Origin of the sequence: Capnocytophaga ochracea DSM 7271, from assembly GCF_000023285.1 — a bacterium.
Lineage (GTDB): Bacteria > Bacteroidota > Bacteroidia > Flavobacteriales > Flavobacteriaceae > Capnocytophaga > Capnocytophaga ochracea.
In genome coordinates this window covers 172,243-188,702 of the sequence record NC_013162.1, presented here as the reverse complement: position 1 = coordinate 188,702, position 16,460 = coordinate 172,243, and the positions used below count along the sequence as shown (strand labels likewise).

12 protein-coding genes are annotated in these 16,460 nt (G+C 41.3%); 2 read left to right on the top strand and 10 right to left on the bottom strand.

Translation table 11 applies throughout. From position 1 onward, the window contains the following. Positions 1-161 precede the first annotated feature (161 nt). The 10 genes from yidC to COCH_RS00745 all read right to left on the bottom strand — a co-directional run bounded on the left by yidC (position 162) and on the right by COCH_RS00745 (position 10,715). Positions 162-2,027, bottom strand: coding sequence for a membrane protein insertase YidC (gene yidC / locus COCH_RS00790; RefSeq protein ID WP_012796936.1), 1,866 nt, complete (start codon positions 2,025-2,027; stop codon positions 162-164). Positions 2,028-2,048: 21 nt separating this feature from the next. Beyond that, positions 2,049-3,668: a CTP synthase gene (locus tag COCH_RS00785; RefSeq protein ID WP_012796935.1), complete on the bottom strand. Its 1,620-nt coding sequence runs from the start codon at positions 3,666-3,668 to the stop codon at positions 2,049-2,051. 434 nt (positions 3,669-4,102) lie between these two features. After that, the gene (locus COCH_RS00780; RefSeq protein WP_012796934.1) at positions 4,103-5,863 is read right to left on the bottom strand and encodes a MutS-related protein; all 1,761 of its coding nucleotides are present in this window, start codon (positions 5,861-5,863) and stop codon (positions 4,103-4,105) included. Positions 5,864-5,865: 2 nt separating this feature from the next. After that, entirely contained in the window at positions 5,866-7,155 is a 1,290-nt protein-coding gene (gene rodA / locus COCH_RS00775) for a rod shape-determining protein RodA (protein ID WP_012796933.1), read from the bottom strand. A gap of 17 nt (positions 7,156-7,172) precedes the next feature. Next, complete coding sequence (locus COCH_RS00770; RefSeq protein ID WP_002672980.1) at positions 7,173-7,415, bottom strand: DUF6327 family protein; 243 nt, start codon at positions 7,413-7,415, stop codon at positions 7,173-7,175. Beyond that, complete coding sequence (locus COCH_RS00765) at positions 7,402-7,770, bottom strand: phage holin family protein (protein ID WP_009421020.1); 369 nt, start codon at positions 7,768-7,770, stop codon at positions 7,402-7,404. Before COCH_RS00765 ends, COCH_RS00770 begins: the two co-directional genes overlap by 14 nt. A gap of 6 nt (positions 7,771-7,776) precedes the next feature. Then, the gene (locus tag COCH_RS00760) at positions 7,777-8,103 is read right to left on the bottom strand and encodes a YtxH domain-containing protein (RefSeq protein WP_009420979.1); all 327 of its coding nucleotides are present in this window, start codon (positions 8,101-8,103) and stop codon (positions 7,777-7,779) included. A 113-nt stretch (positions 8,104-8,216) separates the two neighbouring features. After that, complete coding sequence (locus tag COCH_RS00755) at positions 8,217-8,444, bottom strand: hypothetical protein (RefSeq protein WP_012796932.1); 228 nt, start codon at positions 8,442-8,444, stop codon at positions 8,217-8,219. Between the two features lie 2 nt (positions 8,445-8,446). Further along, positions 8,447-9,778 carry an MFS transporter gene (locus COCH_RS00750; protein WP_012796931.1) on the bottom strand — a complete coding sequence of 444 codons (1,332 nt, stop codon included), beginning with the start codon at positions 9,776-9,778 and terminating at the stop codon, positions 8,447-8,449. A gap of 1 nt (position 9,779) precedes the next feature. Then, positions 9,780-10,715 carry a DUF368 domain-containing protein gene (locus COCH_RS00745; RefSeq protein WP_041546878.1) on the bottom strand — a complete coding sequence of 312 codons (936 nt, stop codon included), beginning with the start codon at positions 10,713-10,715 and terminating at the stop codon, positions 9,780-9,782. 1,005 nt (positions 10,716-11,720) lie between these two features. On the opposite strand from COCH_RS00745, the gene COCH_RS12625 reads away from it, so the two are divergent. Further along, positions 11,721-12,041: a DUF6660 family protein gene (locus COCH_RS12625; RefSeq protein WP_009411032.1), complete on the top strand. Its 321-nt coding sequence runs from the start codon at positions 11,721-11,723 to the stop codon at positions 12,039-12,041. An 85-nt stretch (positions 12,042-12,126) separates the two neighbouring features. Then, positions 12,127-16,458: a CusA/CzcA family heavy metal efflux RND transporter gene (locus COCH_RS00740; RefSeq protein WP_012796929.1), complete on the top strand. Its 4,332-nt coding sequence runs from the start codon at positions 12,127-12,129 to the stop codon at positions 16,456-16,458. The last annotated feature ends 2 nt before the right edge of the window (positions 16,459-16,460 follow it).

Genomic DNA, 16,460 nt, shown 5'->3' with positions numbered 1-16,460 from the left:
CAAGCAAACCCACAACCCCATTTCCTCATTTTCTCATTTTCCCATATTCTCATTTTCTCATTTGCTAATTCTCTAATTTCCTAATCTATAACTAAAAAGGTACTCCATCCCCCTTATGTTAAGGGCTCGGAGTACCTTATAATTATTTTTTAATCCTTCGGTTATCTCTTCTGTTGTGCCTTGCGTTGGGCTTCGGCTTGCTCCATCATCTCACGCATTTTGGCTTGGAATTTACTTTCCTTCTTAGGTTTTTTCTTGTTTTCTTGTATCTGTGCGTGAATCTTCTGCTCGTCTATAATCCAATACTTGATAGCCAACATAATGCCTATGGTCAATAGGTTAGATATAAAGTAGTACAAACTCAGTCCGCTGGCGTAGTTGTTAAAGAAGAACAACATCATCACTGGTGATAAGTAGATGAGGAACTTCATATTAGGCATTCCAGGTTGCTGAGGTTGTGCAGTCTGTGCCATTGTCATCATTGAGTAGATGAAAATAGCGATAGAAGCCAACAATGGAAACAAACTCACGTGACTTCCGTAGAACGGTATAGAGAAAGGAAGTTCAAAAATAGCATCGTATGACGATAGGTCGTGAGCCCATAAAAAACTCTTTTGTCTCAATCCAAATTCGGTAGGGAAGAAGTTAAAGAGTGCCAAGAACACAGGTAACTGTAACAGAGCAGGAATACAACCGCTGAGCGGGTTCACACCTGCTTTGTTGTAGAGTGCCATAGTTTCTTGTTGGCGTTTCATAGGTTCTTCATATTTCTTGTTGATTTCCTCAATCTCAGGGCGCAATACCTTCATCTTAGCCTGCGATACGTACGATTTGTAAACGATAGGAGACAATAATAAACGCACGATAATGGTCATCAAAATAATCACCAATCCTACCGAGAAATAATTAGTGAGGAAGTTGTAAAGCGGAATGAACAACCATTTGTTGAGCCAACCAAAAATACCCCAGCCTAACGGAATGAGCTCAGTAAGTTCATACTTGTCGTTGTACTGTTTGAGCACGTTGTAATCGCTAGGTCCAAAATAGAAGTGTAACGACTCGCTTAGCTCTCCGCTTTTCGCTTGTATAGGCAAAGAAGTAAGGAAGTTCTTGGTATATTTTACATCTTTTCCTTCGCTCATAGCGATATTGTGAGAAACAAAATCGCCTTTGGCAAACGGGTTGTCAGAAATGAGCACCGATGTAAACAAGTGTTGTTTGTAAGCCACCCAGTTCACTTTCTCTTCTTTTTGCTCGTCATTACCTCCTTGACTCAAGCGGCTAATGCGGTCGCCGTCGTACTGCACCGTCGCTTGCGTATAACGGTTTTCATAGGTGACGCTCTTCTCCATACGGCGTGCCTGTAACTTCCAGTCGATGTTCATAGGCTTAGAAGTATTCACAACACCCGATAAACCTTGTGAGCGCACTGCCACGTCCAACATATAACCTTCTTTTGGTAGGGTGTACACATATTCTAAATAAGCGTTTTCTGAAGTTTTGAGCTTCATCGAAAGCACTTTGTTGCCGTTGTTTTCGTTTAGCGTAGGCTCAAAGTACAAGTCTTTAGAACTTAGGGTTTGGTTCTGAGCAGTAGTAAAACTGAGGTTAAAAGTAGCATTCCAATCTTTAATTAAGTAAACAGGTAAAGAATCATAAGTTTTAAATTCTTTGAGCAAAACCTCCTTGGGTTGTCCGCCCCGGTTGCTGATAGTGAGCTTGATATCTTTGTTTTCCAATACAGTCACCCCGTCTTTAGCCGACGGTAGAGTAGCCGAATAGGCAAAAGCTCCTAAGCTGGCTTTGTACTTTTCTAAGGCTACCGAATCAGTAGGGATACCTTGGAAGGTAGCGGTATGGGTGTCTTTTTGGGTGTTAGTAGCTTGATTTGCTTGTTGTTCTTGTTGTGCTTTGCGTTTAGCTAATTCTTCTTCACTTGGTTTATTGTTATTCATAAACCACATCAAAAGTATAAAAATCAAGGTAAAACCTATAATACTCTTTAAATCGAATTTTTTTTCTTCCATATAAGTGTTTTTATCCGTGTTTTAGTTCTTTTTTAGTTTATTGTTTAAGGCTGCCCTCACAAAAGCTACAAATAGCGGATGCGGATTGGCAACGGTGCTCTTGTATTCGGGGTGATACTGTACGCCCACAAACCAAGGGTGATTGGGCAATTCTATCACTTCCACCAAACCCGTATCGGGGTTGATACCAGTGCACTGCAAGCCTGCCTTTTCGAGCTGTTCTTTGTAGTCGTTGTTAAACTCATAGCGGTGGCGATGTCGTTCCGAAATCTCTTTCTTGCCATAGGCTTCGTATATCTTACTGCCTTTGCTAAGCTCACAAGCCCAAGCCCCCAGGCGCATAGTGCCTCCTTTGTGAGTAATTTCCTTCTGACTTTCCATCAAACTGATTACCGGATAAGGCGTTTGCTCATTCATCTCGGTAGAATTAGCCCCTTTAAGTCCAGCTATGTGTCGCGCAAATTCAATGACTGCCATTTGCATCCCAAGACAAATTCCCAAAAACGGAATGCGGTGTTCACGCACGTATTCAATAGCTTTTATCTTGCCTTCAATACCGCGACCGCCAAAACCTGGGGCTACGAGCACAGCATCCAAATGACCTAATTTGGCTTCTATATTTTCTTCATTGAGGTGTTCTGAGTGAATACTCTCCACATCCACGCGCACTTCGTTCGCCGCTCCGGCGTGTATAAAGGCTTCTAAAATCGACTTATACGCATCTTGTAACTCTACGTATTTGCCTACTAACCCTACTTTTATGCGGTGTTTGGGGTTCTTGTAGCGTTGCAAAAAAGTGTTCCATTGGGTGAGGTCGGGCTCGTTTTTACAAGGGAGGTTCAGCTTCTTGAGTGTCACTTTGTCCAACCCTTCTAAAAGCATCATATTAGGTACATCGTAAATAGTAGGCACATCAATAGACTGGATTACTGCCTCTCGCTTCACATTGCAGAAAAGCGCCAGCTTGTATCGAAGCTCGTCCGAAAGTTCGTGTTCGGTACGACAAACCAGTATATCGGCTTGAATACCGCTTTCCATCAGGGTTTTCACGCTGTGTTGCGTAGGTTTGGTTTTCAGTTCACCCGCCGCAGCAAGGTAAGGTACTAAGGTAAGATGTATCACGATGCCATTGTGCTCTCCTAAGTCCCACAAAAGCTGTCTTACTGATTCTATATAAGGCAACGATTCGATGTCGCCCACCGTACCACCTATTTCGGTAATCACAATGTCGTATTCGCCTGTTTTGCCAAGTATCTGAATGCGTTCCTTAATTTCGTTGGTAATGTGAGGTATTACTTGCACCGTTTTGCCCAAGAACTCACCACGGCGTTCTTTCTCGATAACGCTTTGGTAAACGCGTCCTGTGGTTACATTATTAGCTTGCGAAGTGTGTACGTTTAGGAAGCGTTCATAATGTCCCAAGTCGAGGTCAGTCTCAGCACCGTCTTCGGTCACGAAACATTCGCCGTGTTCATAAGGGTTGAGCGTACCAGGGTCTACATTGATGTAAGGGTCAAATTTTTGTATCGTCACCCTATAGCCACGAGCCTGCAAGAGCTTGGCAAGCGAAGCCGCAATGATGCCCTTCCCCAAAGAAGAAGTTACGCCCCCAGTTACAAATATATATTTGGTATTTGCCATTTCTATTTAATTTGGTGCAAAGGTAGTGAATAATTACCAACTAACAATATTTAAAGCCTAAAATGTTAGTTTAAAGGCATAAAAAAAAGAAGAAACTTGCCTTACACGTTCAAGTATTCTTCTACTTAGTACTAACTTAGCTACACTCTTCCTTCGTTCATTGTTCGTCTTTTGTTCGTTCTTCCTTCGTCTTTTGTTCGTCTTTTGTTCGTTCTTCCTTCGTCTTTTGTTCGTTGTAGAGCCACTGTAGAGCCACTGTAGAGCCACTCTTTGTTCGTTTATCCTATAAGCTTCCTATAATCCTCTCCCAATTTCACCATTCACCATTAACAACACTTCCTATTTGCTAATTTTCAAATCTGCTAATTTGCTAATCTTTATTTGGCATTTCTGGCATTATTGGCATTATTGGTATTATTGGTATTAATTCGGTATTACCTAATGATTCCCAATTTTTTCATCAAGAAAGTAGCATTTTTGTTTTGGCAAACGCCCTCTCTTAACTTATAGTCGAAAGTGAGTTCTCCATTGGTGATGTCAGACTCAAAGCATTTATTTTGAAGTTGATGAGGATATTGTTCAGTAAGTTTACACACTTCTATATCGTGAGTAGCCAGCACGCCCAAAGCTTGTAAGGAAAGCAATCGTTCGATAATCTTAATAGTGCCGTACTGTTTGTCTTCTGAATTAGTACCCCGTAGTACTTCGTCTAAGAGCACAAAGCAACGTTCGTCCTCTAAGGTTTCCATTATCTGCTGTATACGATTGATTTCAGCAAAGAAATACGATTTGCCGTCGTTAAGCGAATCAGCAAGACGCATAGAGACGCGTAAACGCAAAGGGTGTATATTGGCTTTGCGCGCACAAACAGGTAACCCAACAAGGGTAAGCAACATATTAACTCCCAAAGTGCGCAAGAAAGTACTCTTACCCGACATATTAGAGCCCGTAAGCAATACAAAAGCGTGCTCTCCCAGTGTAATATCATTGGTAATCCGATGTTCAGAAGGGATAAGTGGGTGTCCTACGGCTTCAAAAGCTATTTTATAATCATTATTGAGGGTAGGATAAACGAATTCAGGGTTGTTATAACTAAAGTTAGCAAAACTGCACAACACTTCCGTTTCCCCCACCGACTCTAACCATTCTTCAATACAGCTTGCATATTGCGCCTTCCATTGCAAAAGTTGCTGATAACGATGTACGTGATAAAAAGAGAAAAGGTTTAGGGGTATAGAGACTAATATATTACTCACGTTGTCCAAATCGTCTAACAATCGGGAAAGTTGAGCTATTTTAGCGCTTGCTTGTTTGTTTTTCTCAGGGAAACGCGCTTCTACTTGTGCAATACACTCCTTAAAAGCATATAACATTGTATAAGTACGCTCAAAACCGAGTTTTTCTTTCGTCATTTTACCAATAAAAGAGAAAAACAGTAGCAAGTTTAGAGTGATTAAGAACTTTCCAACGCTTTTTAGTAGTTCGTTGTCGTTTCCATATCCTATCAAAAGACTTATGATGAGGAATATAGGTAGAACAATGAGAGTATATTGCATTGTTTTGCTTAATAGTTTCACAGTGCTACCTGCCCAAGTGCGTAGTTTAATGTAAAAATCTTTGCTGTCATCTATTTGTTGAGCATAAGCAGTAAAGGTTTGTCGCCAGCTTAGGTCGGGAGTAAGTGCTTTTATCTGTTCTTGTGTGTTGATAATGTCCTCAGAAGAAGGAGAGAGAAGTCGCTCGGCTAAAAGTTTTCTGCCTAAGAAAGTATGCGTACGGTTAAGATAATGATAGAGTGAATGTTCACCTAAAATATCCAAATCGTAAGCATAAGGGTGGTTTTCTTCTTGAAAATCTTTGCCGTTATCGGTGAAGAAAGTATGTTGTTCTAAAAATGCAATTTCCTGCTCATTGAGGCGTATTTTAGTTTGAGCGATACTGCGCAACGCACTTATTTTCTTGTGTTTTACTATCAAAAGAAGGAAAACCACAATAGTAAGCATACAAAATAGCCCCATTACTACTGATGGAGCTTTTATAAGTTTGTATACTGACCAAATGATAAGTAGCATTTCAGCTAATCGGAGGAAGCTAATTTGGTTGTATTGTTTAGTAAGTTTTAGGTATTGCTGTGTTGCCTCTGAAAGTTTTTCTTTATATGAATTTGTTGTCATTCGTAATTTGTCATTCATCATTATTATCGAATCCAATCGTTCAGTCTGTTAGCATCTAATCGTAAAAAGATAAACAGCAGAATAGTAAACGCCCAAAGCCCAGAACCTCCGTAGCTGAAGAAAGGCAACGGAATCCCGATGGTAGGAATTAAGCTAATTACCATACCGACATTGATACAGAAATGCACAAACAGTATTGATACCACACAATACCCATACACCCTGTTAAACTTAGATTTCTGTCGCTCGGCAAGTACTGTAAGTCGCAATAGTAAAAATGAGAAGAGTATGACCACTAAGGCAGTACCCATAAAGCCCCATTCTTCACCTACGGTTGTGAAGATATAGTCGGTATGTTGTTCAGGGATAAAGCTACCTTTGGTACGAGTACCTTCCAAGAAACCTTTCCCAAAAGTACCTCCTGAGGTTATCGCCGATTCAGCCATATTAGTATTATAGGCAAAGTCGCGCTTCATTGCAGCTATCTTCTGAGGGTCAGTTTCAAGACGTAGCCATAAGTTCAAACGATTGCGGTGGTGTTGTTTGAGTACGTTATCGTATACTGGGTGCGTAACAAACGCCGTAAGCAAGCATATAACCGATAAGATAAATATATTTTGAAACGGAATGCGTTTTGTTTTTCTCTTATGCCAAAAGCCGTAAAATCCAATACAAGCTGCACAAGCAAACAGAGTGAAAGTTGTTCCAAACTTTAGTGAGGAAACAAATACTACTCCTGAAAGAAATAGATAGAAGAGTAGGGCAGAGGGCATACCTTCGCGGAAAAGCACAAAAGCTAATGAAAAAAACACTAATAAGCTCCCTACGTCGGGTTGTAATAAGATGAGTACGGCAGGAATACAAATAATTGCAATAGCCCGTAAGAGGTCAGGAGTACGGCGAATATCGGTGTGGATATCGCTCACATAACGCGAAAAGGCAAGAGCTGTAGCTACTTTAGCAAACTCACTGGGTTGTACCGTAACTGATCCAAAGGCATACCAAGCTTTAGCTCCATTTGTCTCTTTACCAAAAATAAACAGTCCGGCTAATAGTATAATCGAAATGATGTAGAATATTACTGAAAAGTTGATATAAAACCTGCTATCTATGGCTAAGATAAAGATAATAAGCAAGAAACTAAGCCCAATAAAAAGCAACTGCTTTCCGTAAAACTGATTGAGGTCGAAGATAGAAGTAACGTTTAAGTCGCTGTAAGTAGTGGAAAAGATAGCTATCCAACCACACATTACCAATAGTAAGTATAGTATTACTGAAGTCCAATCGAGGTTCTTTACAAGGCTATGTCTCATTGTAAGTTATAAGTGGGTTATTTGCGTTTTCTTCTGAAAAGGAAAAACATAGCGTATTCAATAGCTAAGTTTAGCCATCTTCTTTCGTTAAACAAAAAAGAAAGCCACGTATGAGCGAGTAAGTTTTTAGGTGTTAAACTCTCTGCCACTGCCGATACTTGATTGGTAAGAGATAGTCGGTCTATTTCCTTTTCTAAGCGCAGTATTTTAAGGTCGTTATCAATTTCTTCAAAAGAGCTATAGATTTTATTCTTCGTCATCGGGTTCAGCTTTAAAATAGATTTCAGAGAGTTTTTCTAATAGAGGCTTCTCAATAAGTTTTTTGCGGAAAGCCAATATTATTACCGCAATCAACACATAGAAAGCTCCTACAATAGCAAAACCTAAGGCATTGCTACCAAGTGCTTCACCAATAGCATACGCTCCGGCGAAAGACAAAAAGAACAATACCAACAAACTCGCAAAGGATACTATAAAAAAGGTTATAAGTCCGTAAGACGATTTACCTATAAACCTAAAAAGGAATAGTTTATAGTAAGCTATTTGCGAATTGAGAGCGGTACTTGCTTTTGTAGGAACTTCCTCAAAAGTTTCTTTGATAGAGTGGATAGACATATGTGCTTATTTCTGCAATTTAGCGTTAGCTGCTTTTAAGGCGGCTAATTTCTTTTCTAAGAAAGTAATCACATCTTCGGCTTTATAGCTTGATTTGGAAAGTAAGGTGTCTACTTTTTCCTCTAAAGAACCTTTTAGTTCTGCTGATTTTTCTTTTACATTTTCAGTTAAACGGTCAAGTTGTTCTTTTAGCTTTTCAGCCTTGTCACTCACACTATCTTTAATCTTTTCGCGGGTGACTTTACCCTTATCAGGGGCAAAGAGAATACCTAAGCCCACTCCAATAGCAGCTCCTGCTGCCAATCCTAATAATATGTTTCCTGTTTTTGCCATAATATAATAAATTTTAGTTTTACTTACGATTAGAGTTATTAGTTGTTACACTCTAATAAACGCACAAATATACGAAGTATTTTTGAAAGGTGCAAATTTAAAGAAAAAAATAATTACAAATCAAATACAGAGGTGCGTTTAGCAAAGAACAAATCTTTAATTCTTAAAAGAGATGCTAAAAGCAAATATACACCAAACCAAGCTCCTAAGGTGGCAAAGGTGCCGTAAATAAAAACAATACGGACGTCTTTGGCACGCATTCCCAACTTCTCGGCTAAACGCGATGATACTGCAAAACCGTATTTCTCAAGAAAAAACCTAAATTCAGAAAATATTTTCATAATTATTCATTAGCTACACGACTTACTTTTCGCACTTTAAAAAGCAGTAACATTCCTAAAACAAAGAAAACTATTAGTGAAATAGTAGCATTGCGCATATTATTGGTAAATTGGTCTATCATACCATAAACCCCCATTCCTATTACAATACCCAATTTCTCAGTTACATCGTAAAAACTGAAAAAAGAGGTAGTATCTTTAGTTTCGGGTAAGTAAGCAGAATAGGTGGAACGTGATAGCGTTTGTATGCCCCCCATTACAAGCCCTACTAAAATAGCTATTGCATAAAACTCAGTAGGTTTATATACGCAATATGAAAGCAAACAGATGCCTACCCATATAACATTAAGCCCAATAAGCACTGCAATATTACCCCATTTGCGCACTGTTAAAACCGTAAGGTGTGCTCCTAAAATAGCTACTAATTGAATAATGAGTACACTTATAATGAGCCCCATAGTGCTTTCTTCGGAGTTTGCCCATTGTATTTCTTGCTCTCCAAAATAAGTGGCTATCAGCATAACGGTTTGTACACCCATACTGTACACAAAGAAAGCAATAAGATACCACTTCAAACGAGGAGAAGCTGAGAGAGATTGCCATACTTTGCGCAGTTCTTTAAAACCGTTGAAAAGAATGCTTTTGCTGAACTCCCCCCTACCTTTTTTATACGAAGGAAGATAATAGAAGGGGATACTACTAAACCCTATCCACCATATTCCTACTGTAATAAACGAGATGCGCATAGTGGTGAGAGTAGTTTCAGCATCAGCAGTAGCAAAGCCTACCCATTGTGGTTTCATTACCATTATGAGGTTAAAAATAAGCAGTAATACACTACCTGTATACCCTAAGCTGTATCCTTTGGCACTTACAGCGTCGTACTGTTCAGGGAGAGCGATATCGGGTAAATAAGAATTATAGAATACGATACTCCCCCAAAAGCCTACTACGCCACAAAAATAGCACAAGAGTCCGAAGTAAATATGTTCTAAGGAAAACCAATATAACCCTACACAAGAGATAGCTCCTAAATAGCAGAAAAAGCGCATAAAGCTCTTTTTATTCCCTAAGTAATCGGCGATACCACTGAGAATAGGGGAGAGTACTACCACTACTGCAAAAGCTAAAGCGGTTACAAAAGCAATCACAGAAGTGCTTTTAATCACCATTCCAAAGAGCTCAATATGGGTGAGCTTTGCAATGCGAAATAACAATCCGTAGAAAATAGGGAAGATAGTAGAGACAATGGTGAGAGAATAGACAGAGTTAGCCCAATCGTAAAAAGCCCACGCATTGAGTAGTTTTTTATGTCCTCGTTCTAATGGTTTCATATTAATTTTGAGTGCGTTTTGCGCCTAACTTTTCAATAGAGTAAATCACACAGAAACCTATAATAGCCAATAAGATAGCAGTTAGGATTTGCGGATTGGTATTGGTGATTGTTTTGAAAGCCCAAGGCGATATGCTTTTTTCCCATATCACACTGCCATTAGTAGGGTCTGTTTCGAGAGTTTCTTTCCAAGGCCATACTTTGTTTAGTGACCCAATAATAAAGCCTGTGAGTCCTGCAAAGGTAAGGTTTCGGAATTTAGCAAATAACCATTTTAAGGCTTTTGAAAAGCTAAGAATACCTGTGATAGCCCCAATAGCAAAAACGCCAATCACTTTAAAATTCCAAGAACTAAGCGCATCTAAAACAGTGTGGTAAGCCCCCAGAAGTACCAATACAAAAGCTCCTGATATACCTGGGAGTATCATAGCGCAAATGGCTAAGGCACCACAGAAAAAGATAAAGATAATACTTTGGTTACTGCCATTTACCAAGGGAGGAATAACAGTGATAATATAAGCAACAATCCCTCCAACTACCATAGTTAAGACAGCGGCGAGATTCCAACGTTTTATTTCTTTTGTTAGGAAAAAGACACTTGCAATCATTAGTCCGAAGAAGAAAGACCATACCATTATGGGGTGATTTTCTAACAGCCATTTCATACCTTTGGCAAGTGAGAGGATACTGATACCTATCCCTGCAAAGAGAGCTACAAAAAAGTTCCCATTGATGTGTTTCCAGAAAGCAACTATACCTTTTGTAAAAAGGAGTTTGAAGGCTTGTAAGTTTACTTTGCTGATAGAATCGACTAACTCCTCATAGATGCCCGAAATGAAGGCAATAGTTCCCCCTGAGACTCCTGGTACTACATCGGCAGCACCCATAGCGAGCCCTTTGAGGGTGATAAAAAAGTAATCTAAAAATGTGCGTTTCATAAAAAACGGTTTCTGTTTCAATATTGAACTTAACGGGTGCAAAAGTAATAAAATAATATTCATTGACCAAAAAGATAGATGTTTAAAAATCTTTGTTATCCACTTTGGAAGCAAGGTTAATGGTTGATGATTAATGGTTAGTGGTTAATGGTTAATGGAGAAATTGGGAGAGGATTATATAAAGCTTATAAGAAGCTTATAGGATAAACGAACGATGAGTGGGTCTACAGTGGCTCTACAGTGGGTCTACAGTGGGTCTACAGTGGGTCTACAACGAACAAAAGACGAACAATGAACGAACAAAAGACGAACAAAAGACAAATTTAAATTAAGGATATAATGGAGGTAAGAAAGAGACTATTGGGAGCTTTCAGCTTTGCCAAAGTTTCAAATTTTGGGAAAGTCCATACTGTGAAAAGGGGGTGTAGCGACCCAAAAACAAAGGTAAGACAGTGTGAGCACACAGGTAGGTGCGAGCTATACGGGCAGTCGTAGCACGACAGGCATATAATGAAAAGACAAACAATGTACGGACAGAGAGACAAAAGATGAACCTTATGGGATAGTATGCAAAAGGTGTATTAAGAAGATGCTGGTAATCAATAGGTATTTTGGTGAATAGAAATACGGGAAATATACTTATTTTGCTGTTTTGCTTTTTGCTTTTCAGTTTTTTTTAGTAATTTTGCCCCAAAATTGAAACTACTTTTATAATCTATTTTAAATAAAGAAGATACAGGAATTACAAGAAGATTAGGTAATGATTTAGTAATAGCTCTTATTTCATTTGATTATACCTATTTTCTCAGTAACTTCTAGGTGCAAAGGTACAACATCTTGACAATATAACCAAAAAAATTTACCTTTGCACCCGCAGACGTGCAGCAACGCACGTCTGCGTGGAGCTGGTAATGTGTCAGATGTGTTATTTTTAATTATGTAGTAGAATGCGACAAAATCAAAAAATTTTGTCAGATTGAAAAAAAATGTATCTTTGCTCCCAATATGAGATTTTTCACCTTCATACTTAGCTTATATCTGTTGGCACTCACTGGGCTGCCTTGTACGGATATGCTTGAAGGTGAGGAGTCTTCAGCTTCTTATGAATTTGTAACAGCCCCAACTGGGGAACACTCTCATTTTCATTTGGATAGCTGTTCACCTTTCTGCATTTGCACTTGCTGCCAAATGGTAATCAGCACGCCCACTACTTATGAGGCCTTAACCATTGCTCAAGCCACCGCAACCATTCCCTCCTATAGCTATCCCCTGACCGTATGGTCTTCGAACTACTATGGGAATATCTGGACTCCTCCCAAGATATAGTCTTTTCTTTCTTCATCTCAAGTGATTGTTCATTAGTCATCTCACCCATCATTAGTCATTAACTAATCATTAATTCTTATTAGAAATGTTAGACAAAATCATACTATTTAGCATCAAAAATAAGCTATTTGTAGGATTCATGACCCTTATGCTTATTTTTTGGGGCGTATGGAGTGCTACAAGGCTCCCCATTGATGCCGTTCCAGATATTACTAACAACCAAGTACAAATCATCACCTCTACCCCTACTTTGGCCTCACAAGAGGTAGAGCAACTGGTTACTTTTCCTATTGAGCAAGCCATCGCCAATATTCCTGGGCTGGAGGAAACACGCAGTATTTCCCGCTTTGGACTCTCGGTCATCACAGCCGTCTTTAGCGAGGATATGGACATCTACTTTGCCCGCCAGCTAGTCAATGAAAAGCTCAAGGAGGCACAGGAGCAAATCCCTCAAGGCATAGGCTCGCCCGAACTCTCACCCGTGAGTACCGGACTGGGGGAGGTATATCAGTATATCATTCGCCCTACGGAACAGAGCAAAAACAAATATTCCGCCAAAGACCTCCGCACCATGCAGGACTGGATCGTGGCTCGCCAACTCTATGGTACCAAAGGAATAGCCGAAATCAACAGCTTTGGAGGCGAACTCAAGCAGTATGAGGTGGTTATAGACCCCGATCGCCTCCGTGCCATGGGGGTGAGTGTCAGTGATATTTTCACTGCTTTGGAGCAGAACAACCAAAATACAGGAGGTGCCTATATCGACAAGCGCCCCAATGCCTACTTTATCCGAGGAATAGGCATGGCTCGCTCCCTTGAAGACATAGGCAATATAGCCGTAGGCAAGCACACCCCTCCCCTCTTTATCAAGCATGTAGCCGAGGTACGCTTGGGCAGTGCCATCCGCTATGGTGCCCTTAGCTATAATGGCGAGGTGGATGCCGTAGGTGGGGTAGTGATGATGCTCAAGGGCGAAAACAGCCACGAGGTAGTCAGTCGTATCAAAGAAAAACTGCCCACCATACAGCAATCCCTACCTGAAGATGTAGTGATAGAGCCATTCTTAGACCGCACGGACTTGGTACAACGCGCCATCCATACAGTAGAGAAAAACCTCTTAGAGGGGGCGCTGATTGTCATCTTCATCTTAGTACTTTTCTTAGGGAACCTGCGTGCCGGACTGATTGTTGCCACGGCCATTCCGCTCTCCTTGCTCTTTGCCTTAGGAATGATGAACCTCTTTGGAGTAAGTGCCAACCTGATGAGCTTGGGAGCGATAGATTTCGGAATTATCGTAGATGGATCGGTTATCGTGGTAGAAGCAGTGATGCACCACTTGGCGATCCGAAAGAACCACCAACGACTTACCCAAGCACAAATGGATGAGGAGGTATTCCATTCCGCTTCCAAAATACGCAGTAGTGCCGCCTTCGGAGAGATTATCATCCTGATGGTGTATATTCCCATTCTTACGTTGGTAGGAGTAGAGGGCAAGATGTTCCGCCCTATGGCACAAACCGTCGTCTTTGCTATTTTGGGTGCCCTGATCCTTTCCCTGACTTATATCCCTGCCATGAGCGCTTTGCTCCTACCTAAAACAGTAAGTGACAAGCGCAGTTTTGCCGAGCGAATGATAAGCTGGCTCTACCGTCACTACCAACCGCTCTTTGTCCGTTCTATCCGCCTTAGGGGATGGATAATAGGCAGTACCGTGGTACTGTTCGTTCTTGCGGTAGGCATTTTCAGCCGTATGGGAGGTGAGTTTATTCCACAACTACAAGAAGGCGATTTTGTTTTTGAATGTATTCTGCCACCGGGCACTTCCCTGAAGCAGAGCTTGGAGACTTCCATGCAGGCCTCTCGCCTGATTCGTGAGTTCGACGAGGTGAAAATGGTGATAGGCAAAACAGGTTCTGCCGAAATACCTACCGACCCTATGCCGCTGGAAGCCTCCGATATTGTGATCGTACTCAAGAGCCAAGACCAATGGAAAAGTGGTCGCTCCTATGAGGAATTAGGAGATGCCATCATTGAGCGGCTCAAGGATATTCCTGGGGTCTTCTTTGAGAAAAGCCAGCCTATACAAATGCATTTCAACGAATTGATGACAGGTGTCAGACAGGATGTAACGATAAAAATCTTTGGAGAAAACATGGATACCCTCGCCCACTACGCCCAAAGAGTAAGCCAACTTATCCAGAAAACAGAAGGTGCTACCGCCCCACAGGTCGAAAAAGTAAGCGGACTTCCGCAAATCAATGTTACTTACGATCGGGTACGCTTGGCCAACTACGGACTTTCGGTGCAAGAGGTCAATGAGGTACTCAGTACCGCCTTTGCTGGTAAGAAGGCTGGGGTTGTCTTCGAGAACGAACGAAGGTTCGACCTTGTGGTACGCCTCGATAGCCTCCATCGTACCGGAATTGACGATGTACAGCATATGATGGTAGCTACCGAAAATGGGCAGGTGCCGATGAGCCAATTGGCCACTATCAAATATGAATTAGGCCCCGCACAGGTGAGCCGTGAAGCAGGCAAGCGCCGTATCGTCATTGGCTTCAACGTGCAAGGGCGCGATGTGCAGAGTGTGGTGAGTGATATAGAACAAAAATTAAAGGGCGTAAAGCTCCCTACGGGCTATTACTTTACCTATGGCGGTCAGTTTGAGAACCTACAAAAAGCCACCGATAGGCTCCTTATTGCCGTACCGGTAGCCCTGCTCTTGATTTTTTTCTTGTTATACCTTGCTTTCCATTCTATAAAACAATCATTGCTCATCTTTAGCGCTATCCCGATGAGTGCCATTGGGGGCGTATTTGCCTTGCTTCTTCGGGGAATGCCTTTTAGTATTAGTGCGGGTATTGGTTTTATCGCGCTCTTTGGGGTAGCAGTGCTCAACGGTATAGTGCTTATTGGCACTTTCAACCAGCTGAAAAAAGAAGGAATGACCAACCTTTTGCATCGCGTGATTACGGGTACCGAAATGCGTTTACGCCCTGTGCTAATGACGGCTATGGTGGCGAGCTTAGGTTTCCTCCCTATGGCGCTCAGTCAAGGAGCAGGAGCAGAAGTACAACGTCCCTTAGCCACTGTGGTCATCGGAGGGTTAGTATCGGCTACCTTCCTCACCCTCTTCGTGCTTCCGTTGCTTTACATCGCTTTCAATAGTACCTTTTCTTGGCGCCGTCCTTCAGCTAAAGTACTCACGATAGCCCTATTGCTTATCAGTCCTATAGCGCTACACGCTCAGCAGTCTTACTCGCTACAAGAAATAGAGCAAATAGCCCTTAAGAACAATGGAGTGATTAAGGCAGCACAACTCAAGCTACAAGGAGCAAGTTCTAAAGAGCGAACCTCTTTTGAATTGGCTAAAACAGACTTTACAGGGCAATACGGGCAGTACAGCAGTGCTGAAAAAGACCTTTCAGTAGGTGTATCACAATCTATTCCTTTGCCTACAGTATTTGCTGCTCGCAAAAAGCTCTATCAAGCAGAGACACAATTACAACAAGGGCAATTAGCCCTTCAGCAGAATGAACTGAAGCGGCAAGTGCGCAACGCATATCAGCAATTGCAATATTTGACTTTTAAAGAGGAACAGCTCTTGCAGCTTGATAGTCTCTACAATAATTTTATTCGCATTGCTGAAGTACGCTATAAAGCAGGGGATACCAAGAAGATAGATATTAACACTGCCCAAGTGAAGAAAGGAGAAATAAGTTTGTTACTTCAACAGAACAAAACTATACAACAAGCTACCTATCGCAACTTGCGTACGTTAATGCAAACAGAAGAAGCATTTACCATTACCAAGTCGCCCGTGTATGAGCCTTTGTTACTCAGTGAGCCTTCGGATGTACAACTCTCTCAGCACCCTTTGGTACAACTCAGCTATCAAGAAGCAAACATAGCTGAGCACAACAAACGTCTAGAGCGTGCCCAAGCCCTGCCCGACCTTACATTGGGCTATACCAATCAGTCTCTTATAGGAATGCAAACCATTGGAGGGGTAGAGACCTATACTGATAGAAGTAAACGTTTTCACTTTGCCACCATAGGGCTTTCAGTTCCTATTTTTACCGCTACCCGTGCCAAGGTGAAAGCTTATAAATATCAGAAAGAAGCAGCTATAGAAGCAGCTCAACAAACAGAAAAACAGCTTAAAACTCAATGGATAAATCTGCAAGAGGAATACCAACTGAATTTGCAAAAATATCAGTTTTACAAACAAGAAGCGCTACCTGAAGCCGAGCGCATTATCCGAGCCAATCAGTTAGGGTATAGCGCAGGTGAAATAAGCTATGTGGAGTACCTTTACACCCTACAGACAGCCGTAGATACCCGCTTGGCATACCTTGAGAGTATCGAGGCGCTTAATCAAAAAGTAATAGAAATACAATCCCTTTTAAACCAGTAAAA